Origin of the sequence: Pedobacter namyangjuensis, from assembly GCF_003313325.1 — a bacterium.
Taxonomy (GTDB): domain Bacteria; phylum Bacteroidota; class Bacteroidia; order Sphingobacteriales; family Sphingobacteriaceae; genus Pedobacter; species Pedobacter namyangjuensis.
In genome coordinates this window covers 1-22,448 of the sequence record NZ_QMHQ01000006.1, presented here as the reverse complement: position 1 = coordinate 22,448, position 22,448 = coordinate 1, and the positions used below count along the sequence as shown (strand labels likewise).

At 36.0% G+C, this 22,448-nt stretch carries 18 protein-coding genes; 7 read left to right on the top strand and 11 right to left on the bottom strand.

Annotated elements, in window-relative coordinates:
* Positions 1–818: 818 nt before the first annotated feature.
* Genes DUT69_RS18410 through tgt form a run of 3 tightly spaced genes read right to left on the bottom strand, consistent with a single transcriptional unit; the run spans position 819 to position 3,946 of the window.
* Complete coding sequence (locus DUT69_RS18410) at positions 819–1,712, bottom strand: DMT family transporter (protein ID WP_113654751.1); 894 nt, start codon at positions 1,710–1,712, stop codon at positions 819–821.
* Entirely contained in the window at positions 1,712–2,815 is a 1,104-nt protein-coding gene (locus tag DUT69_RS18405; protein WP_113654750.1) for an LptF/LptG family permease, read from the bottom strand. The genes DUT69_RS18410 and DUT69_RS18405 overlap by 1 nt, the downstream gene beginning before the upstream one ends.
* Complete coding sequence (gene tgt / locus DUT69_RS18400; protein WP_113654749.1) at positions 2,816–3,946, bottom strand: tRNA guanosine(34) transglycosylase Tgt; 1,131 nt, start codon at positions 3,944–3,946, stop codon at positions 2,816–2,818. It abuts the gene before it with no gap.
* 120 nt (positions 3,947–4,066) lie between these two features.
* On the opposite strand from tgt, the gene DUT69_RS18395 reads away from it, so the two are divergent.
* The 3 genes from DUT69_RS18395 to rsmG all read left to right on the top strand — a co-directional run bounded on the left by DUT69_RS18395 (position 4,067) and on the right by rsmG (position 6,672).
* On the top strand, positions 4,067–4,747 hold the full coding sequence (locus tag DUT69_RS18395; protein WP_113654748.1) for a hypothetical protein: 681 nt from the start codon (positions 4,067–4,069) through the stop codon (positions 4,745–4,747).
* A gap of 81 nt (positions 4,748–4,828) precedes the next feature.
* Entirely contained in the window at positions 4,829–5,950 is a 1,122-nt protein-coding gene (locus DUT69_RS18390) for a glycosyltransferase (RefSeq protein WP_240186763.1), read from the top strand.
* An 86-nt stretch (positions 5,951–6,036) separates the two neighbouring features.
* A complete protein-coding gene (rsmG, locus tag DUT69_RS18385; RefSeq protein ID WP_113654747.1) occupies positions 6,037–6,672 on the top strand; it encodes a 16S rRNA (guanine(527)-N(7))-methyltransferase RsmG in 636 nt (211 codons plus the stop codon).
* 2 nt (positions 6,673–6,674) lie between these two features.
* Here rsmG and DUT69_RS18380 read toward each other — a convergent pair whose 3' ends face one another.
* Positions 6,675–8,228 (bottom strand): M56 family metallopeptidase, encoded by a 1,554-nt coding sequence (locus DUT69_RS18380; protein ID WP_113654746.1) that lies wholly within the window; start codon positions 8,226–8,228, stop codon positions 6,675–6,677.
* The gene (locus DUT69_RS18375) at positions 8,228–8,596 is read right to left on the bottom strand and encodes a BlaI/MecI/CopY family transcriptional regulator (RefSeq protein WP_113654745.1); all 369 of its coding nucleotides are present in this window, start codon (positions 8,594–8,596) and stop codon (positions 8,228–8,230) included. The genes DUT69_RS18380 and DUT69_RS18375 overlap by 1 nt, the downstream gene beginning before the upstream one ends.
* Before the next feature lie 145 nt (positions 8,597–8,741).
* On the opposite strand from DUT69_RS18375, the gene dprA reads away from it, so the two are divergent.
* The gene (gene dprA / locus DUT69_RS18370; protein ID WP_113654744.1) at positions 8,742–9,833 is read left to right on the top strand and encodes a DNA-processing protein DprA; all 1,092 of its coding nucleotides are present in this window, start codon (positions 8,742–8,744) and stop codon (positions 9,831–9,833) included.
* A gap of 131 nt (positions 9,834–9,964) precedes the next feature.
* A complete protein-coding gene (locus tag DUT69_RS18365; RefSeq protein ID WP_113654743.1) occupies positions 9,965–11,326 on the top strand; it encodes a pyridoxal-phosphate dependent enzyme in 1,362 nt (453 codons plus the stop codon).
* Positions 11,327–11,922: 596 nt separating this feature from the next.
* On the opposite strand, the gene murA is transcribed toward DUT69_RS18365, so the two are convergent.
* The 3 genes from murA to DUT69_RS18350 form a co-directional block, all read right to left on the bottom strand.
* On the bottom strand, positions 11,923–13,248 hold the full coding sequence (gene murA, locus DUT69_RS18360; RefSeq protein WP_113654742.1) for a UDP-N-acetylglucosamine 1-carboxyvinyltransferase: 1,326 nt from the start codon (positions 13,246–13,248) through the stop codon (positions 11,923–11,925).
* Positions 13,249–13,336: 88 nt separating this feature from the next.
* Positions 13,337–14,008 carry a DUF4290 domain-containing protein gene (locus DUT69_RS18355; RefSeq protein WP_113654741.1) on the bottom strand — a complete coding sequence of 224 codons (672 nt, stop codon included), beginning with the start codon at positions 14,006–14,008 and terminating at the stop codon, positions 13,337–13,339.
* 426 nt (positions 14,009–14,434) lie between these two features.
* Positions 14,435–16,726 (bottom strand): ATP-dependent helicase, encoded by a 2,292-nt coding sequence (locus DUT69_RS18350; RefSeq protein WP_113654844.1) that lies wholly within the window; start codon positions 16,724–16,726, stop codon positions 14,435–14,437.
* 427 nt (positions 16,727–17,153) lie between these two features.
* Here DUT69_RS18350 and DUT69_RS18345 point away from each other — a divergent pair, with 427 nt between their 5' ends.
* Positions 17,154–17,465: a DUF493 family protein gene (locus DUT69_RS18345; RefSeq protein ID WP_113654740.1), complete on the top strand. Its 312-nt coding sequence runs from the start codon at positions 17,154–17,156 to the stop codon at positions 17,463–17,465.
* A gap of 92 nt (positions 17,466–17,557) precedes the next feature.
* On the opposite strand, the gene DUT69_RS18340 is transcribed toward DUT69_RS18345, so the two are convergent.
* Positions 17,558–19,063: a PH domain-containing protein gene (locus tag DUT69_RS18340; protein ID WP_113654739.1), complete on the bottom strand. Its 1,506-nt coding sequence runs from the start codon at positions 19,061–19,063 to the stop codon at positions 17,558–17,560.
* Positions 19,056–19,589, bottom strand: a complete 534-nt coding sequence (locus DUT69_RS18335) for a PH domain-containing protein (protein WP_113654738.1) — start codon at positions 19,587–19,589, stop codon at positions 19,056–19,058. The genes DUT69_RS18340 and DUT69_RS18335 overlap by 8 nt, the downstream gene beginning before the upstream one ends.
* A 143-nt stretch (positions 19,590–19,732) precedes the next feature.
* On the opposite strand from DUT69_RS18335, the gene DUT69_RS18330 reads away from it, so the two are divergent.
* Complete coding sequence (locus tag DUT69_RS18330) at positions 19,733–21,103, top strand: dipeptidase (RefSeq protein ID WP_113654737.1); 1,371 nt, start codon at positions 19,733–19,735, stop codon at positions 21,101–21,103.
* A 278-nt stretch (positions 21,104–21,381) separates the two neighbouring features.
* Here DUT69_RS18330 and DUT69_RS18325 read toward each other — a convergent pair whose 3' ends face one another.
* Positions 21,382–21,954, bottom strand: a complete 573-nt coding sequence (locus DUT69_RS18325; protein WP_113654736.1) for a hypothetical protein — start codon at positions 21,952–21,954, stop codon at positions 21,382–21,384.
* Between the last annotated feature and the right edge of the window lie 494 nt (positions 21,955–22,448).

The following is a 22,448-nucleotide window of genomic DNA, read 5'->3' as shown; positions in this document are numbered from 1 at the left end:
TTTTTAAATTTATATAAATTTTAAATAAACTTATTTTTTTTTCTACTACACCTTTTTATTCTTGTTTTTCAATAGCTAAGGATAGTTTTTAACGGTTTTTAAATATAGTTTATATTTTCTATATACATTACACTATTAAGGTTGTTTTTAAGCATTAAAAAAACATCTATTTTTCTAATTTGTATGCATTTTAAGCAAATACTTCTCTACTAACCTCAACTTTTTCTGCCGTAATTTTAAGCAAAAAAATGCATATTTTAGGATGTATCTTGCAAAGATTTTCGAGAAAAATTTAAACGAAATTTTATATGTTTCACGGTCAGTTTTTGATCGTGAATTTCGAGCTTTTGAATATGCTTTTGTGCTGATTTTTCACCTCTTGTTTTGACGTTTTTAATGTCGTTTTTTAGGTTCCGTTTATGTGATGTTGGCTCTTGAAACTATAGATTTTTTCGATTGCTTTTTTTGATTTTGCTTGTAGTCTGGAAACGGTTTTTAGGCAAAATGATGGACTTGTTTTTGGTCTGTTTTAGCAGTTTGTACGATGTGAATGATTGACTATTTCACTCATATTTTGGTGTCTTTTTAAAGTGTTGCAGCATCAAAAAAAGAGAGTCTAAAGACAGTGATTTTTACTTTGTCTTAGCGGTTTTAAGCTTCTTAAAACGATGTCTCGACGACAGTGTATCTGCCAAAATTTGCCGATAAATTTCTCGAATTTTAATTCCTTATTTTGCTTAATAATGGTTGCAAAAGGTCTTCGTAAAAGCAAAAGATTGCAATAAGATTTACGCTTGTGGCGTCCGGGTTGGTTATATTTAACTCTTCGAGCGACGTTTTTTATAGATGGGATAAACGAAAACAGCTGCTAAAATAAGCAACGATCCAAGGTAAAAACCACCAGTCATTTGCTCTTTTGTGCCCAACAAAATGAAAGCTAAAATGATACCGTAAACCGGTTCAAGGTTCGTAATTAGAGCCACCCTAAATGCCGAGATGGTACGCATTACAGCTACACCAGCCACGTATGCTAGCGCTGTACAAACTGTTCCTAGAAGTATTAAATAGCCCCAATCGCTAATGGATAGGCTGAATGTTTCGTTGGCTAGTGTGCCATCGAAAAAGCGGAGTAGCGTTACCCAGAAAAATGCGCCAGTAAGCTCGTATAAGCCAATAATGCTTGCATCGGTTTTTTGCACCAACGTAGAATTTATGGTGGCGAAAATACTAGCTGAGAGTGCAGATAATAGCCCAAATATGATTCCTGTTGTGTGTTTCGACTCGAATTTGAAAATTAAATAGATGCCTAGAATAATCACTAACCCTATAAAAATATCCCCTTTGGAGATAGTTTGCTTTTTTACCAATGGCTCTAAAATGGCTATGAAAAGCGTTACAGACGACAAACAAATTAGCGCTACCGATACATTGGCTACCTTAATAGAATGGAAGAACAATATCCAATGAATGGCTACCACACCTCCGGTAAGAAAAAATTTGATAAATTTTGACCTGCTAACTTTAATGTCGGTTTTGCTAAAAAGGAAGTATGCAAATAAAGAGATAGAGGCAATGCCAACGCGATACCATACCAATTGTACGGCGTTAATTGAAATTAACGCACCTAAAATGCCAGTAAAACCCCAAACAAAAACTGTAAGATGTAGTACGAAAAGGTTTTTTGTATCGCTGTGCTTAATAGCTGGTTCCATTATTTAGGTGCTCTTCGAAGCAAATATATACCTAATAAACCAAAAAATATGGTAGGTAGTAAAACTGCTAAAAGTGGTGGTAAGCCCCCTTTTGTAGAAAACATTTGAGCGAACTGATTAAAAACAATATAGGCAAAGCTCAAAATTATACCTACGCCTAACGGTAGACCCACGCCGCCACGCACTTTTCTAGATGAAAGCGCAACGCCAATTAATGTTAGAATGTAAGCAGATAAAGGGTGGAACCATCTTTTATACTGTTCAAAGAGAAGGTCGTTCATAATCCCTGATCCCCTAATTTTTTCCTTTTTAATCTTGTCCGAAAGTTCTCTTGCGCTCATGGCAACGAATACATTTTCATATGCAGAGAAATCATCAGGCCGCATATCTAAAACCGTGTCTTTCTGCGCCGTAGTGCCATAGAACATATGTTCTTTCAGTCCGTTTATGGTTCTAACGGTATAGTTGCTCATTTTCCAAACCCGTTTAACAGAATCCCAGGCAATGTTTTCGGCCATCAATTTTTTCTGTAGAACATCACCCTTAAACCTATCTAATGAAAATCTATAGCCAATATTGGTACGGTTATCAAAATTATCAATAAAGATATAAGTATTGCTGTCTAATTTCATGTGAATATTAGACTTCGTAAAAGGGTCATTTTTCTTAACTACCTCATTCTCAAACTTATTTTTGATGCGATTAGTGTATGGCAGTACATAAAGGTTTGAAGCTAAGTTAGCGGAGAAAATTATCGTTGCCGAAATGAAATAAGGACGCAGAAAGCGGTTGAAACTAACTCCGCCACTTAAAATCGGAACAATTTCAGTTTGATCGGCCATTTTTGCTGTAAAAAATATAACCGCAATAAAATTAATTAACGGCGATAGCATATTCACGTAAAAGGGAATAGAGCCGGCGTAATATCTAGTAATGACCTGCCAAAAAGTTAAATCGGCATTTAAAAAGTCGTCTAATTTCTCAGATAAATCAAAAATCACAATTATCACTACAAATAAAACCAAGGTGAACATAAACGTACCCAAGTATTTACCTATAATAAAGGCATCAATAATTTTTAAACGCTTTTTTATGAAGTTCATTTATAGTTTGTTACCTAATATACCAACCATTTTATTTTTCCAAGCATAAAATTCGCCAGAAATAATTTTTGCCCTAGCTTCGCCAACTAACCAAATATAAAAATGAAGGTTGTGTAAAGTAGCTATTTGTGCGCCCAACATTTCTCCAGAATGCATTAAATGGCGCAAATATGCTTTGCTGTAAACTTTGTCGGCATACAAATCGCTGTCTGCGTCAATAGGAGAGAAATCATTCGCCCATTTTTTATTGGTGATATTAATGATGCCGTTTTTGGTAAACAACATCCCATTTCTAGCATTTCTAGTCGGCATTACGCAATCAAACATATCTACACCTAACGCAATATTTTCTAAAATATTGATTGGCGTACCTACACCCATCAAATATCTAGGTTTTTTTTTAGGTAAAATATCGCAAACAACTTCGGTCATGCCATACATTTCTTCGGCAGGTTCGCCAACAGATAAACCGCCGATAGCATTCCCTTCACGCTCCATAGAGGCAATAAATTCTGCCGATTTAACCCTTAAATCTTTATATACAGATCCCTGTACAATAGGAAAGAGGGTTTGTTCGAAACCGTATTTTGGTTCCGTAGTATCCACTCTGTGGCAACAACGCTTTAACCAGCGGTGTGTCATGTTAATGGAGTTGGCTGCATATTTATAGTCGCATGGGTATGGCGTACATTCGTCAAAAGCCATAATAATATCGGCTCCAATGGTACGCTGAATATCCATGGCGTATTCTGGGGTAAAAAGGTGTTTAGAGCCATCAATATGTGATCTAAACGTAACACCTTCTTCCTTAATTTTTCGAACTTTGCTTAAAGAATAAACCTGATAACCACCGCTATCGGTTAAAATCGGTTTGTCCCATCCAATAAATTTATGCAAGCCGCCAGCTGGCTCAATAATATCTAAACCGGGTCTAAGATAAAGGTGATAAGTATTACCCAAAATGATTTGCGCATTTATATCTTCTTTTAGCTCTCTTTGGTGTACGGCCTTAACTGTTCCGGCAGTACCAACCGGCATAAAAATAGGTGTTTTAATATCGCCATGCGCTGTTGTAATCGTTCCAGCTCTAGCTTTAGAAAGGGGGTCGTTAGCCTCTAAATTAAATTTCATATAGGATGCAAAAGTAACAATTTTACCGCATCTATAGCTAAGGTATGCCGTTTAATAGCTAGGTAAAAACAATAAATTGCTTTAAACGGTTATAAAAATGTTGTCAAGTCATTTAATGTTATGGAGAATTTTTTAAAAAAGACCTTGTTTTTGATGTTAGTGATGGTTGGATTAAACGCTACGGCGCAATGGGATCCGGGTGCTACGCAAAGTTTAGGCATGGGCCACGGATTTAATGCTTTGAGCCAAAGTGTTATGAGTAATACTTTCAATAATGCCAATAAAGGAACTAGTAAGGCTGAAAATGCCGATTATATTTATTTTGGTTTTAGCAACTTTAGAGGTTTCGAAGAAAAAATATTCAATCAGTTGGTAGCGAATGATAAAAATGTAGATAAGGGAAAAATAAGACGATTTTTATCTGATTCAAGAACCATGCATCAGTTTAATATAAGATCTAGAGATTTTGGTTTAAAAGATACCTACATATCCGATATTTTGGCAACTGGGATAGCTTGGAATTGGGAGATGTATCATCAAACTAAATCGAGTAAGCAAAAGGTAATTAATCTTCGCAATGCGATAAGGGGAAATATGGCTAAGGGACCTGTTAAAACTCAAATTGCAAAATTATCTGCCACAGATAAAACAGATTGGATGATGAGTTTTATGTACAACAACGCCATGTTAGCACAAACAATTAAAAATACTGGAAAGTTAACGGCTACACAAAAACAGCAATTGGCGCAAACGGCAAAGCAAGCTGGGGTAGAAAACATAGCATCTGTGTCTTTAAAATAGTTTTCCCGATGTTTTTATCAACAATAATCGGTATTACAGATTAAAAATGAGAGATTTGCTAGCTTTTCAAATACACCATCAGTGGAATTAAATTTATTAGAAATTAGCCTGCTCGGCGCTCTTACAATCTGTCTTCTCATACAACTCTATTTTAGCTTGTTCGTGCACTTAAAATTGGCAACGGTTAAGGTAGATCAAAGCATAAATCAAGCTCAACAGCCTATAAGTGTAATTATTTGCGCAAGAAACGAGTTAAACAACTTGCAAACTTTTTTACCAAGTGTTTTTGAACAGGAATACCCTGATTTCGAGGTGATTGTTGTAAATGACAGATCTTGGGATGGTACAGAAGACTTTTTAGAAAGTTTAGAAAAACAGCACAGTAACTTAAAAGTAGTTGCCATAGCAGAAGGTGCCAAGTTTATTGCAGGCAAGAAATTTGCAGTAACTATGGGTATAAAAGCGGCCAAGCACGACTGGTTGGTTTTTACCGACGCAGATTGTGAACCAGCATCGAAGTTATGGTTAGCAGGTATGCAAAGACCGGAAAATCCTGAAACCAAAATTTTATTAGGTTATTCTCCCTATTTTAAAAAGCGCAGTTTGGTAAATGTGCTTATACGTTTCGAAACTTTTTTTACTGCAGTAAATTATTTGTCGTTTGCCCTAAAAGGTATGCCTTATATGGGTGTAGGTAGAAATATGGCATATGAAAAAGCATTGTTTTTTAAAAACAAAGGTTTTGCTGCTCACATGCATATCCCTTCTGGCGACGACGATTTGTTTGTAAATGCTAATGCAAGCAGAAGCAATACAGCTATTAGATTTAATAAGGATACCCATGTTTGGAGCGAGCCGAAAGAAAGTTTCTTCGCGTATCTACGCCAGAAAAAAAGACATTTTGGTGCTGGTAAACTTTATAAGCCAAAACATAAGTTTATACTAAGCTTACAAATTATTACGCAGTTTTTGTTTTATGTTTTGGCAATAGGTTTAATTTGCTTGCCAGCAACACACTTTATTGCAGTCGGACTACTAATTTTAAGCATAGTTGTTAGAAGCTTTGTTTATCCTAAATTGTTAAAACGTTTAAATTATGGCGAGCTACGTTTTTGGTTCCCAATTTTAGACTTGTTTTTGTTCGTTTTCTTAGTCTTTAATGCCTTTCTATCTATCTTTGTAAAGAAAGTTCAATGGAAATAAGTAAGTTTAAGATTTGCAGATCACGTATTTAGTTATTACTTGTAAACTCTATTCCAATAATTTTAATATCCAATTAGCTATAATTTATGTCTGAAGTAAAGCCTGATATCATCTTTAAATATTTTAAAAACCTAACCGACAATCAAGTTGAGCAGTTTGGAAAGTTATTTGAGTTGTACAGTTTTTGGAATGCTCAAATCAACGTTATCTCTAGAAAAGATATAGAAGAACTTTACGAAAGGCATATTTTGCATTCGTTAGGTATAGCTAAGTTTTGCTCTTTTAAAGCTGGCGAAAGAGTTTTAGATGTTGGTACAGGTGGTGGTTTTCCTGGTATTCCATTGGCAATTCTTTTTCCGGAAACAGATTTCCATTTAGTAGATTCGATTGGAAAAAAGATAAAAGTTGTAACGGAAGTTGCAAGCGCATTAGGGTTAACAAATGTTACAGCAAGCCATTTACGGGCAGAGCAAGTACCTGGAAAGTTTAATTTCGTGGTTTCTAGAGCGGTAACTAGATTAATAGATTTTTATCCTTGGGTACGTGGCAAGTTTGCAAAGGAAAATATCAATGCAATCCCGAATGGGATATTATATTTAAAAGGTGGCGATTTAACCGAAGAAATTAAAGAATCAAAACTGAAAGCAGAATTACATCCGCTTTCAGTGTATTTTGAGGAAGAGTTTTTCGAAACTAAGTTTGTGGTTTACATTCCGCAGTAGGTTTAGCAACCCACTTCTCCCTTAGTTGTTTTAGTAGGGTAGAACAAAGCCTGAAATTTAGAAGCTTTGTAAAGTGTAGTTAATTTTTCCGCACTTGATTTCTCCCTTGCTTTCTTAATTTCCTGCTTTATTTTTTCCTGATTAGCTTTAACCTGATCGCGAATAATCTGTTGTTGGTTGAAATTTGCAACTCTTTTATCTTTAGCCTTTATTGCCTGTTGTTGCTTTTCAATTTCTCCTAAAATTCTCACCTTTGTAACATCTTCTGCTTTTTCATTTACCTTTTTATTATCCGGTTTAACAATCGGTGGCGGAAACTTAACTTGATCTTCCTTTTGCGGTACCGGTGGAGTTTCTACAGCTGGAGAGGTTTTTAAGTTTTTTCCATCAGGTTTAACGATTGGTGGAGGAAATTTTACTTGATCTTTCATTGTTCTGTAAGATGGAGGTGGAGGCTCAACTGGTGGCGGCGTCTTTAAATTTTTTCCATCAGGTTTAACGATTGGCGGAGGAAATTTTACTTGATCCTCTTTTGTTTTGTAAGATGGTGGCGGTGGTTCGACAGGTGGTGGAGTTTTAAGATTTTTCCCGTTAGGCTTTACAACAGGTGGAGGAAACTTAACTTGATCTTTTTCTGATTTTGCTTTTTTTACGGGTTTAACTTCTTGTTGCGGGCTTAGCACAACATTGCTTTTCTCCGGAAGCAAGTCGAAATAGCCATAATCTTTAGAAAACGCCAAGGTTGAAGCACAAAGCATTGCTCCTGTTAAAGGCAGTGCTAGTGCTAATCGAAGCTGAGACCAGCTTCCAGATTTTTTCTTGTTTAACATGTTGATTCTCCTTTTTAATATTGATTGATTGAAAAATTGATTTGCAAGTGGGGTGGTTGGTGTTCCGAAAGAATTTTCGATTAAGAACATTGCGTAGCTATGTTTGTCAGTTTCTACACTTGTGCTTTCATCGTCTGCAATGTATTCGTGCAGTAATTTTACATCCTTTTTAATAAAATAGATTATCGGATTAAACCAGCAGATAATCTGTAAAATTTCAAAAAATAAGATGTCAAAACTATGCTTCTGTTTGATATGAACCATCTCGTGTTTTAATACAGTTGGTTTGCCAGCCAAACTCGGATGGATGAACAAAAGGTTAAAAAAAGAGAATGCTGTTGATTGGTCATTCAACTCAATAAGCGTTATATTACCGTTATTCGTTTTTTTCGCTTTAAGCCAGATATTTATGATTTTAAATAGATTGTTAGATAGTTTAATAGTAAAACCAAGAGCTATTATAATGTAAATAGAATAAATAATCGCTGCGTAGTCTATAGTTTGTTCAATTGGGTAATCTTGTATAACGTCCATTTGATAAACAATAGGTGCTGGTTTCAAAAAACCTAGTTGTGTTAAGGGAATTGCAAAAGCGGTTATGCTACTCGCTAACAAGTAAAAACGATTGTTGCTGTAAAAAGTCTGATGTTGCAAAGCGACGCGATAAAACGCGTAAAATGCCAACAAATACAGGTTTGCTTCCAATAAGTAATATAACCATTCCATTATTTCGTTTCTTTAAGTTTCTCGGCCAATGCAATTAGCTCATCTAATTCGTTCATATCCATGTTTTTCTCCTTTACCAGAAAGGAAACCAAACTTTGGTAATTGTTTTCGAAGTAATTGTTCATCACTTTATCAAAAGCAAAGTGTTTATATTCTGCCTCGGTTATTAGTGGGAAATAAACATGCGTATTGCCAACGGCTTTATGATCTATAAATCCTTTACCCTCCAACACCCTAATTACGGTAGACACAGTATTGTAAGCTGGCTTTGGCGGTTCCATTTTTTCGATCACCTCTTTTACTAAGCCTTCTTTCATCTCCCATAAAATTAGCATCACCTGTTCTTCTGCTTTTGTTAATTCTCTCATTATATAATTTTCGAATGTGTTAATTTAAAGTTACTACTATTTTTATAGTTATCAAACTATTTTTGTAGTTTGATTTTAAATAACTGATATTCAGTATAATAAAATTAATTTTGACTTATTAACTAAATTATCTAGTTTAGATTTGATGAGTTTAGTACACAAAATAGCGCTGAGTTTAATAAAAGGAGTAGGGCCAATGTATGCAAAAAACCTTCTCATTCACTTTGGTAGTGCTGAAGCTGTTTTCGAGGCGAAAAAACATCAGATATTAAAGCTCGATGGCATTGGCGAAGCTCGTGCGAATGCTATTCTGCAAAATAATGCTATCGCGGAAGCGGAAAAACACTTGGCTTTTATAGAAAAACATAAAATAGATGTGTTTTTTTATGGCGATGATAATTATCCTAAACGTCTTAGAAATTGTTTTGATGCACCGCTATTGCTATATTATAAAGGCACTGCCGACTTAAATCACAGTAGAATTGTAAGTGTGGTAGGCACACGTAATGCTACAGCATACGGGAAAATGCTTTGCAAACAATTGGCTGAAGTTCTACAGCCTTACAATGTAGTTATTACCAGCGGATTGGCGCATGGCATAGATGCGGCTGCGCATAAAGAAAGTTTAAATTTTGGTATCCCGACGGTTGGTATTCTAGGGCACGGATTGGATAGGATTTACCCAGCGGTGCATAAAGAACTAACACTTAAAATGGTGCATAATGGCGGGTTATTAACAGAGTTTTTACCGGGTACAAATCCCGATAGGGAAAATTTTCCGAAACGAAACAGAATAATTGCTGGCATAGCCGATGTAACGGTGGTTGTAGAAGCGTCTTTAAAAGGTGGCGCTTTAATCACTGCCGAAATCGCAAATTCTTATAATAAAGATGTTTACGCATTTCCGGGTAGAACGAACGATGAATTTTCTGAAGGCTGTAATTTCTTAATCAAAACCAATAGGGCTGGCTTGATTAACAACCCAATGGATTTAATTTATTATTTAGGTTGGGATGCCGAGGCAGAGAAGAAAGAAAGTGTGCAGGTTAAAATGCCACTAAACCTGAGTAAGGACGAACAATTAATTTATAACCTTTTGGAGGTAGAGGCATTAGGGATAGATGAACTTAGTTTACGTATAAATATTGCGCAAAGTAAGCTGGCAATTATTTTGCTCACGCTCGAAATGCAGGGTGTAATCGTATCTCTTCCCGGAAAATTATATAAGCTTGCCTAATAATGTAGTATTAAAGTATACTTAATTGGTAGTTTATGAAATAAAATAATTTTATTTCGATTTTTTTAATATTAAATTTTGAATTCATATTAGATAATAAAATACTTATTGTCATTACGTATTTTTGTGGCATGTGGTATAACAATATTTTAGAAACCATTGGTAATACGCCATTGGTTAAATTAAACAATATAACTAAAGAAATTTCGGCTACGGTTTTGGCTAAAGTAGAAACAACCAACCCAGGTAATTCTATTAAAGACCGTATGGCGGTAAAAATGATAGAAGACGCTGAGAAAAGAGGTGTTTTAAAACCTGGCGGAACCATTATAGAAGGTACATCTGGAAATACCGGAATGGGTTTGGCAATGGCTGCCATTATTAAAGGCTACAAATGTATTTTTACAACAACCGATAAACAATCTAAAGAAAAGGTTGATGCTTTACGTGCTTTTGGTGCAGAGGTGATTGTTTGCCCAACCAACGTAGATCCAGAAGATCCGCGTTCTTATTATTCGGTATCTTCTCGTTTAGAGCGTGAAGTGCCAAACTCTTGGAAGCCAAATCAGTATGATAATTTAGCGAATACACAAGCCCACTACGAGCAAACTGGTCCTGAAATTTGGGAACAAACGGAAGGTAAAATTACGCACTTAGTAGTAGGCGTAGGTACGGGCGGTACAATTTCTGGAGCCGGTAAATATCTAAAAGAGAAAAATCCTAACATTAAAGTTTGGGGAATTGATACTTATGGTTCTGTATTTAAAAAATATAAAGAAACAGGTATTTTAGACAAGGATGAAATTTATCCTTACATAACAGAAGGTATTGGAGAAGACTTTTTACCACAAAATGTAAATTTTGATGTAATTGATCTTTTTGAAAAAGTAACTGATAAGGATGCTGCTTTAATGACTAGAGATATTGCTCGTAAAGAAGGCATTTTTGCGGGTAACTCTGCTGGTTCGGCAATTGCGGGGCTATTGCAGTTGAAGGATAAGTTAAAGCCAGAAGATGTTGTAGTAGTGATTTTTCATGATCATGGAAGTCGTTATATGGGTAAAATGTACAACGAAGATTGGTTGCGTGAACGTGGTTTCTTAAAAGACGAAAAGCTTACTGCTCGTTCTATTTTGGCTAAACGAAGCAACCAAGAAGTAGTGACGTTAGATTGCGAAAAAACGATTATCGAAGCGATTAACATCATGAAAACCTTAAGTATTTCTCAGCTGCCTGTTACACAACAAGGAATGGTTATTGGAAAAGTAACCGAAAGTAATGTGTTGGATTCACTTTTGGAAAATCCATCATTAAAATCGAGTCCGGTTAAAGAGATTATGACTGCAAGTTTGCCTTTTGTTGATTTAAATACCTCGATTGATAAAATTTCATCGATGATTAATAAAGATGTAAGTGCGGTTTTGGTTGAGGATGAACAAGGAAAAATCGAGATTATTACGCAATACGATATTATTGAAGCTATTTCGGGATAGTTGAACTTTCGTTATGCCCAGCTCGACTGGGTATCTTAACGCGAAAGAAAGTTTAGCCATATAGAAACATAGATCACATAGTAACATTTGACTTTACTATGTGGCTATTTTTTAACCGCTAAGACATAAAGAACGCAAGGTTTTTTCAAGCATTGTCATGCTCAGCTCGTTCAGATAAATATCGGAAGTACATAGTGATGCGAAAGTAGGATAAGCTATCTGTAGTGATAAATTAAAGCTTTTGTCTATCGCTTGCAGTGCTTCGATTACGCTCACCATAACAAATTTTGAAAAGTCTCTGCTCAAAAGTGTATTATCGCTTTTATCAGGTTTATTTTACAAATGCTTTTGTTAAATGAGGGGCTTATTTAGCACCAACCTCAGTTTATAGCCCTAATTGAAGCGGCATCCCCCGATTTTTCATCGGGGATATAGCGGAAAGTAGGACTGATTTTAAAAATAGTAATGTATTTGCGCTTCGAACAAAGCTTCGAATACTTAACTGCGGTAGGCAAAGCACTAAGCCAGACGACTTATAATAAAAAGACCAGCTATGAAAAATCACAGCTGGTCTTTTGCTTTATGCTTTTAGTTTATTAATGGCTTGGGCCAGAGCCTTCAACGCGTTTAATTTGTGCGCCTAAAGCACGTAAACGAATGTCGATATCTTGGTAACCACGCTCAATTTGCTCTATATTGTAAATGGTAGAGGTTCCCTCGGCAGATAATGCTGCGATTAACAAAGAAACGCCTGCACGAATATCTGGAGAAGTCATGCTGATACCGCGTAATTTGTACTTTTTATCGATACCATTAACCGTTGCTCTATGCGGATCGCACAAAATGATTTGCGCACCCATGTCAATTAACTTATCGACAAAGAATAAACGGCTTTCGAACATTTTTTGGTGGATAAGTACGTTTCCTTGCGCCTGGGTAGCTACCACTAATACAATACTCAATAAATCTGGTGTAAAACCTGGCCAAGGAGAATCGGCAATGGTTAGGATAGAGCCATCTATAAAAGTATCTATGATGTAATGTTTTTGAGAAGGGATATAAATATCGTCGCCTCTGCGTTCTAATTTTATTCCAAGTTTTTTAAATACTTCTGGTATAACACCTAGCTCGTCGTAACAAACATCTTTAATGGTAATTTCAGACTCTGTCATGGCCGCTAACCCGATGAAAGAGCCAATTTCGATCATATCTGGCAACATTCTGTGTTCTGTGCCACCTAGTTTGGTTACGCCTTCTATGGTTAAAAGGTTAGACCCAATGCCCGAAATTTTTGCGCCCATGCGGTTAAGCATTTTGCAAAGCTGTTGCAAATACGGTTCGCAGGCAGCGTTGTAAATTGTAGTTGTTCCTTTAGCAAGTACGGCAGCCATTACAATGTTTGCAGTACCTGTTACCGAAGCTTCATCTAATAAAATGTAAGCGCCTTTTAGGTTGGTAGCGTCTACGTTAAAAAATGCTTTTTTGCTATCGTAAACAAATTTTGCACCTAATTTTTCGAAACCTAAAAAGTGAGTGTCTAAACGACGGCGACCAATTTTATCGCCACCTGGTTTTGGAATTGCAGCTTTACCGAAACGAGCCAAAAGTGGTCCAACAATCATGATAGAACCGCGTAAACCACCACCTTTCGCTTTAAAAACATCAGAAGAGAAAAATTCTAAATTTATATTTTTAGCTTCGAAAGTGTAAGTGTCTTTGTTAATGCGCTCTACAGCAACGCCTAAATCGCCTAAAAGCTCAATAAGTTTGTTAACATCCTTGATGTCTGGAATGTTGCTAATAGTTATTTTCTGATCGGTAAGTAATACGGCTGATAAAATTTGAAGTGCTTCATTTTTAGCACCTTGAGGCGTGATTTCGCCTTTTAATTTTTTACCACCTATAATTTCGAATGCATTCATGTTTAGTAAGTATTTCTTCGCCGTTAGTTATGTGCCAATTAATTCTCAAAAGAGATTGCTTTGTGCTTTGTAACGACGGTCTATTTGATTAATATCTTTGTTTTTGATTATTATTTTTTTGCTGTGGGCGTCCACCGTTGTTGTTTTGGCGTCCTTTATTGTTGTTGTTTCTGCCGCGATTGTTGTTGTTTTGTCTGTTAGATTGTGGTCTGAACTCTACTTTTTGTAGGTTGACATTTTCTTCTAACTCCAAATTGCCACCAGATAGTTCGCGAAGGTTTTTGATAATTACTTCGTCAGCTACGTTATCTTTATTCCATTGTACGTAAGCCATTTTCATAAAGTTGGCAATGCCTTGTACCATAGCAGATTTACGTTCTGGATTTTCCTCTTCCATTGTTTTGGAAATTAGTTTTTCAACTGTTTTTCCGTAATGTTTGTAGGTTATTTTTTGTTGAGGATAACCCATGTGAGCGGGTTTAAACCTAGCTTCTTCTGGCGTTGGTTTAGGGTAGGGGCTATCTACATCAATCTTATAATCAGAAATAATGTGTAAATGATCCCAAAGTTTATGCTTAAAATCTGCAACATCTCGCAGGTGTGGGTTTAGAAATCCCATTAAATCTATTACCGCTTGGGCATATTTATTACGTTCTTCCTTAGTTGGCAAATCGATAATGTACTTAACCATGTTTTGTACATTTCTACCATACTCTGCCAAAATTAAGTCGCTACGTGTAGTATTATAGTCGAAACTCATTTGATAAAATTATAGGTGAAAATTAGGTATTGTAGGTGGCATTATGAAATAACCAAAACAAAAATATGAGTTTGAGAAACAAGGCATATTTTCTAGAGAAAAGGTTTTGGTTAAGAATTCATCGAAATGCTGTAATCCTTAAAGTTCAAATATATAAAATTATTTATAAAGTTCGTCATTCTCCTAAAAACGGAAATCGGAATGTTAGCCTATCCTTGCTTTAGTATACCCAACCGAACTGAGCATAACTTTTCATAAATAATTTTTATTCTCTTTCTTTGCAGTTAAACATAAGTTTTAGTGGGTTGATGATTACATCGGCCAAACGAATAATAAACTTTGTGCTCTTAGTGTCTTTGCGGTTAAAAGTAAGTTTTAGCGGACCGCAAGAATACTTTATGCTGTTTATGTCTTTGCGGATAAATACTATTTCACTATCCTCAACTTCGCAAATTTTAGCAACAACTGTTTATTGCCTAAACCCTGAAAGAAAACAGTGGCCTTAACATCTGGCAAAATACCTTCAAGGTTTACAATTTTTCCGAAACCAAATTTTTCATGTTCAACATCCATTCCATTCTGAAACTCGTTAGCTGCATTCGGTGCAAACCCAGGGGTAGGAACGTGTGCTTTAGGTAGCATAGAGGTGGTTTTCGGTCTAATTACGGTGCTACTGCTACTAAGTGATGGCTTTGCAGTAACTTCTCTTTGCTGGCTCCAAGTTTTACGTTCGCTATCAAAACTATTGTTACTAAACGTTCCTTTTGCAGGTTTAACCACTTCTAACTCTAAATAAGCAGGGCTAATTTCATTAATGAATCTACTTGGTTCGCAAGAAGTTAGCGTACCCCAACGATAACGAGAAGTAGCGTAGGTGATAGTTAGTTTTTTCTCTGCTCTGGTTATTGCCACATAAAACAAACGGCGCTCTTCTTCCAAATCAGTTCTAGAAGTTAAAGACATTTGAGATGGGAAAAGATTCTCCTCCAGCCCAACAATAAATACGTTTTTAAACTCCAAACCTTTGGCAGAGTGAATGGTCATTAGCGAAACCGTATCTGCATCTTTGTCCTTGTCTTTATCGTCGTTGGTAAGCAAAGCAATGTCTTGCATAAAAATAGCTAAACTTCTATCTTCAATGTCCTCTCGCTCGGCAAACTCCTTAATACCGTTTAGTAATTCTTGTATGTTTTCGTATCTGGCTCTGCCTTCCACGCTATCGTCAGTATGTAATTCCTTTAAAATTCCACTGTGTTGCGCAATAAATAAGGCGGTATCGTAAGCATCTAATTTTTTAGATTCTGCGGCAAAACTCTGTACCATTACCGCAAAATCGTTAAGCTGATTCGGGATTCGCCCCTCTAAATACTGATGCGGATTGCAGATTACCTGCCACATGGTAATATCATGTTTATCGGCGGCAACAGAGATTTTTTCTAAAGTCGTATCCCCTAAACCTCTTCTCGGATAATTAATTACACGTTTTATCGCTTCCTCGTCAGCCGGATTAAAAGTTAGTCGGAAATAAGCAATTAAATCTTTAATCTCTTTACGTTGATAGAAAGACAAACCACCATAGATTTTGTAAGGAACATTTAGCTTTCTTAAAGCTTCCTCCATTGCTCTACTTTGCGCATTTGTACGGTATAGAATTGCAAAATCCTTATACGTTATCCCTGCATTTAGCCTATCTTGTACAATAGCTTCGGCAACTAATTTACCTTCCTCATTATCTGTAAAAGCTCTAGAAACCTTAATTCTATCACCTTTTTCATTGTCAGAAAATACATTTTTTTCTAACTGATTTTTGTTGTTGGCAATAATGCTATTGGCAACCTCTACAATGTTCTGCGTAGAACGATAGTTTTGCTCCAATTTGTAAACCTTCAAATCAGGATAATCTCTCTCGAAATTTAAAATGTTTTGAATGTTAGCCCCACGGAAAGCGTAGATACTTTGTGCATCATCGCCCACAACGCAGATGTTTTGGTGCGCTGCTGCCAGCTTTTTCACAATCGTGTACTGCGAGAAGTTGGTGTCCTGATACTCATCAACCATCAAATACTTAAACTTATGTTGGTATTTGTTCAATACATCAGGATGGTTTTTTAACAAAACGTTAGTTTTAAATAACAAATCGTCGAAATCCATCGCACCTGCCTTGTAGCAACGTTTAGCATAGGTTTCGTAAATAACCCCTAACAGCGGACGTTTATTGCCGGCATCTTCTGCCTGTAATTGGTCGTTTTCTAAATATTCGGTGTGAGAAATTAAATTGTTTTTCGCTGATGAAATACGATTGTAAACCACATTGGCAGCATACAGTTTATCATCCAACTGCATTTCTCTTAATATCGTGCGAATTAAACTTTTACTATCGTCTGTATCGTAAATGGTAAAGTTAGAAGGATAGCCGATTTTCTCTGCTTCAACACGCAGAATTTTGGCGAAAACCGAGTGAAATGTTCCCATCCAAATATTTTTAGCTTCAGGCCCAATTACCTTGCTAATACGCTCACGCATATCTTTACTGGCTTTATTGGTAAATGTAAGCACCAAAATATTAAAAGGATCAACGCCTTTTTGTATCAAATGTGCAACCCTATAGGTAATTACCCTAGTTTTTCCCGAACCCGCACCAGCAACAATCATTACTGGTCCTTGTGTATTTTCTACCGCTGCTCTTTGTTGTGGGTTTAATCCTGCTAAATAATCCAAATCCGTTCCTGTCTTTTTGAACCTCAAAAATAAGAAATAATGTGTTGGTTATGAAAAGGTGTTGGTAAATAACTAGCCTATTTTATATTTTTTTATCATCAAAACGAAGATTTAAAAAGTCTCCTTAAAAAGATTTAGGGGTAAATCAAAACCTGGGTATTATGGCAACCTCAGCCCTTTGCTCCGCTCAAATTCCGCCGAAGAAAAATCGGCTCCATAACCGCTTCGCCAAGGTTTAGTTTAATAGGGGGTGTGCATCTATCAAGGTGGAAACCCAAAGCGGATTTATGGCCATAAAACTTATCTTTAGCTTATACTTTTTATATGGTTAAAATAGCAATGCAATATTCCAAATCCAACTAACTAGAAAAATTATGACAAAATTGCATATTGCTTATCTGGGAATAGAATTTGATATATTATTATTATGAGTGATAAACACATTGAATTTTCTGATATTCCTGAGGGAGGGAGTAAAGATAGCTACGCTAATTTAAAAGAGAAATTAGAAATCGTTGAGCAGTTTCCTGGTATTTATAATTTCAAATTTATTATAACAGGCGGAATTGATAAAATAGGAGAATTACGTGCAGCTTTACCTGATGATAAATTTATAGAACAACCATCTAAAACTGGTAAATATGTATCTATTACAGTAAAAAAACAGATGCAGAATGCCGATGAAGTAATTGCGGTTTATAAAAAAGTTGCTACCATAAAAGGTATCATGATGCTTTAATACCTGTTGTAATTTTAACCATATAAGATGTATATTAATTCACGAAACTTATATTTCTTATATGGTTTTTCTACTTTAAACCGCTAAGTTTTTCACATCCAATCTTTGTCTCCACTCTCAACCTGGTACAACCAATAGTTAACTAGCTGTTTAATTTGCGTGTAATTGCCGAACTTAAAATGAACAACGCCTGCAGCGGTGTGTAAATCTACATGCCCAACATCTACACTTTTATGCCAAGGATACTGGAAAGTAGAAATGGATTGTATTTTGTGCGGCAATAAGTGTTCGTTAGTAATATCCCAAATGCCAGATTTTTTGATGATTACATCTTGATTTACCGTTAAACGATGGTTTTTAAAACTGATAAAAATCATCAACCCTGTCAAAAAGAAATAAGCAATAGCCAAAGGGTAGTAAGGCTTTAACTCGTTAAAAAAGTTAAGCAAGACAAAAAATATCGCCACTGGCAAAACTGCTTTAAAGAAAATAGGCAGGTTTAAAAACCTAAAGTTTGGCTTAAGCAACAAATTCTCTGACTGAAGTTTCCCTAAAATCAGCTCCAATATAGCGTCTTTTTCGGCTTTGCTACAGCCAGGTAAAGACAAATTTGAACTACGAACTTCTTCGCCATCCTGTTGGTTGCCCACCTCGGTTTGCTTTAATTCTAAATTTAGCATATTCAGCTTTCGCTGAAAATAATTTTGACTGTAGGTAGTAAGTTGTACCTTTTTAGGGCTTAATAAAGTGTTTTTGGTAGCTAATAAACCAGAAGAAATTAGTAGCGAATTTTTGTGTTTGCTAATTTGAAGGTTATAATATTTTATAAACGTTCGTACTAAGTTAATCAGCAACAAAACTACCAGTAAAGCAATTACTAAAATACCTATAGAAGCTAAATTGAAACCTTTTTCTATTAATGCTTCCACTTGCCCATTGTCGGTATCAAAAGCTTTTAAAAGATCTTTTATATTATGGAAAACCGCGTAGGTAAAACCCACTAGCAATGCTAAACTGCTGCCGTAATGAGACGTTAAGCCAACTTTTGCTAAAGTACTGGTGCTTATTTTTATAAAAGGTATAATTGGTCTCTCTGCCTCAATACTTTCATTTTTAGCAGCTTCGGCAATTATACGTCCATTTAATAAACGTTCTTTTAATGCTAATGCAATTTGGTGATCAATTGCTTTTATACTCACTTCCTTACCATCATTGCCGGCTGTATCTATTTGCAAACTATGTACGCCAACCAATTTCTGTAAAAAAGATTGGTTAATATTAATCTGCTGTATTTTCCCTAGCGGTATGGCGAGTAAAGTTCTATTTAAGATCCCTTCGTTTACTATAAATTCCTGCTTTTCTTCATCTAGAAAAAATGTAAACTTTAAATAACTTAAATAAGTAAATACTGCACTGATTACAAGTAAAATAAATGCGCCCAGTAGCACGTAAGCCAATTCGGTTGCCTTGGCTTTAATTATAAAAATAAATATGGGTATGGCTGTTGCCCTAATTACTTTTTGTGCGCTATGGGCAATTAAAGCAATAATGCCCACTGCCGACTGCCGTTGTGGCTTACTAAAATCCAAATTAGGCATGCTGCGTTTGCTCCTCCACTAAATCAATGCGTTTTACCAAAGCTTCTTTAATGGTTTTAGCCTGCTCTACCGCAATTCCGGCAATATTTACATTTCCACTGGCGCCACCAGCTGTAAAAATCTGCAGCGTTGCTAATCCGTATATTCTTGAAACTGCACCTTCGGCCAATGCCACGTGCTGAATTCTATTTAACGGAATAATGGTAGTAGTTTCAGCAATAATGCCGTGTTTATAGATGATGTCTTTTTCTCGCAATGCGAAACCTCTTTTTTTAAAACTGGCACGATATAAAGTAAAAAGTACAACGGCTAGCACTGCAAAACCGCCCGCTAAATACCATTTATTAACTGTAAAAGATTCGTCTAAAAATAAAACGCTTGTTGCAAAAGCACCAAAAATAACCAGAAAAACACTCAGGTTAATAATAATAACTTTCCAATAATTTGGATGCGGTTTCTCCAGCACCACTTCCTCATATTTGGGTAAAAGAGTTAAATCTATTGTTTCGTTGGTAAATGTTTGCATCACGAGGTTTTGTTTCTGCTAAGGTAATAAATATAGCCTCTGTGTAAAGATTATACCATGTTTTTAGCCTCTATATTAATTTGCTTTATAGTTTTTGAGGTGGCTTTATCAAAAAAGCTATATTTGTTCAAAATATAAATGTTATGCAAGAAATCAAAAAATATGTTGAAGATAACAAACAACGCTTTTTAGATGAGTTGTTTGAGTTATTGCGTTTTCCATCGGTTAGTGCCGATCCAAAATATAAAGCCGATGTGTTAAAAACAGCCGATTTTGTAGCGCAAAAACTTAAAGATGCGGGTGCAGATAAAGTTGAAATTTGCGAAACAGCTGGTTATCCCATCGTTTATGGCGAGAAAATAATTGATGCAAGTTTACCAACGGTCTTGGTTTACGGACACTACGATGTACAGCCGGCAGATCCGTTGGAATTGTGGGAAACGCCACCTTTTGAGCCAACCGTACGCGATGGTAAAATTTATGCTCGTGGCGCTTGCGACGATAAAGGGCAGTTCTACATGCACGTAAAGGCATTTGAATTGATGATGAAAACCAACACTTTGGCTTGCAACGTTAAGTTTATGATTGAAGGCGAGGAGGAAGTTGGTTCGGCAAACTTGGGTATTTTTGTTAAAGCTAACACAGAGCGATTAAAAGCTGATGTAGTTTTAATTTCCGATACATCGATGATTAGCATGGAAAACCCATCTATTGAGACTGGTTTACGTGGTTTAGCTTATATGGAAGTAGAAGTTGTTGGTCCGAACAGAGATTTGCACTCTGGCGTTTATGGGGGGGCAGTAGCAAACCCGGCAACAATTCTTTGCAAAATGATCGCTTCTTTGCACGACGAAAACAACCACATTACCATTCCTGCATTTTACGATAAAGTGGTAGAATTAACAGACGAGGAGAAAAAAGCCTTAAATTCTGCACCTTACGACGAGGAAGAATACAAACAAGATTTAGCAATAGATGCCGTTTGGGGCGAAAAAGGCTACAGCACTTTAGAGCGTACAGGCACTCGCCCTACGTTAGAGGTAAACGGTATTTGGAGCGGGTACATTGGCGAAGGAGCAAAAACCGTATTGCCAAGCAAGGCAAATGCAAAAATATCTATGCGTTTGGTGCCTAATCAAAGTTCTGAAGAGATTTCTGAGATTTTCGCGAAACATTTCGAGAGCATTGCACCTGCAGGAGTTAAAGTTAAGGTTACACCGCATCACGGTGGCGAACCGGTTGTAACGCCTACAGACAGTATTGCTTACAAAGCTGCAGAAAAAGCTATTGAAGACAGTTTCGGTAAAACGGCTATCCCAACGCGTGGCGGAGGCAGTATTCCGATTGTAGCTTTGTTCGAAGATGTGCTGGGCATTAAATCTGTACTTTTTGGTTTTGGTTTAGACAGCGATGCATTGCATTCGCCAAACGAGAAATACGATATTTTTAATTATTACAAAGGCATAGAAACGTTGCCGTTGTTTCACAAATATTTTGCTGAGTTGAGTAAGTAATTTTTTATTCAGTTGTTAGTCTGAGCTTGTCGAAGTGCCTTTTATAAGTCTTCAACACGCTCACGCCTACATTATTTAAAATAGAAACGATTTCTTAGACTGATTACCATAAATCCCTGTTTATTTATCTAAGCAGGGATTTTTTTGTTGAAAACGAATGGCAGTTTTTCATAGTTGCTGCAGTCCCGCCATTGCCTATAGTCCTCATTGCGCTTTGCTCCATTCCGGGCTATTTGGCGCTGTCGGGTTTAGAGATGAAAGTTTCTTATATATATCCGCTACTTACTCTTTCTATATTCTCTTTTCTGAACTAGATCTATCAGCTTTTTATTTTTGATTAGAAAAATGTAATCTTTAAAGTAATCACTTTTTTCTTTTCTAGCCAGAGTAACCTTGTATATCTTGGATTCATTAGTTGGGATTTTAAAGGTAAAAGGCTGATAAGTATTAATAAAGTCAAACTCAAAAAAATCTCCTTTCACTACTTTAGCATTAATTTTTGAGTAATCGCCGTGAAATCTGGCAGCAAAGAGAACTTGGTTTTTGAGAACGTTATTGAATTGAATGGTATCTCCGAAACTATCAAAAAACATAAACGTCGATTCTTCAGCAATTTTCTCTAGTATCTCGACGTTATTCCTTAACATTCCTGATTTACTTGGTTTACTGTTTAGTAATAAAGAGTCTCCACGTCTGAACCAAACTCCTTTTGTTTGAAAAAATAGTTCTTTTTTAGCGTATAAAGCGTTATAATCTTCGCTTATAAATTGAAAAGAGTTGTTAGAATCGATTTTTAAATACCATTTTCCGAAATTTCTGGCGTAGTAATCTCCAACTATGGTTTTATTCAATTTACAGGAGCAGTAGATTATGGTTAAAAGAAATAAAAAAGATATTAGAGAGGCGTTTTTCATTTTTCTTTTATAGTTGTTGTTATCACCATCTAATTGGTTACTTTCGGTTGTCGAATTTAAATTTAATGGTTGGTGATAACACCAACCAGAGGTTTAATGATTGTCAGTTCCGCTATGACCTTTTTCGCAAATCCTTGTTCATCAAGAAATCTAGTAAGATTCTTGATTATGCATCAAAATTGGGTGCAAAAACATTTCGGGTATTGCCGAATGCGGGGATTTTTAGCACCACAGCTCTATAGAAATACCACAGCTTAAATTTAGTAAAAAAGTTCAATAGAATTACTTCAGCCCCGATTTTGGCAATACCTTGTTGGCGGTAGTTTTTTATTTCTGTTCAAATGGTATGATTTTCTTTTTTGTCAATTCCGTTTTTAAGCTGTCTGCATACTTATGTGCAAATTTCTCCTTTTCTGCTTTTGATATTTCAA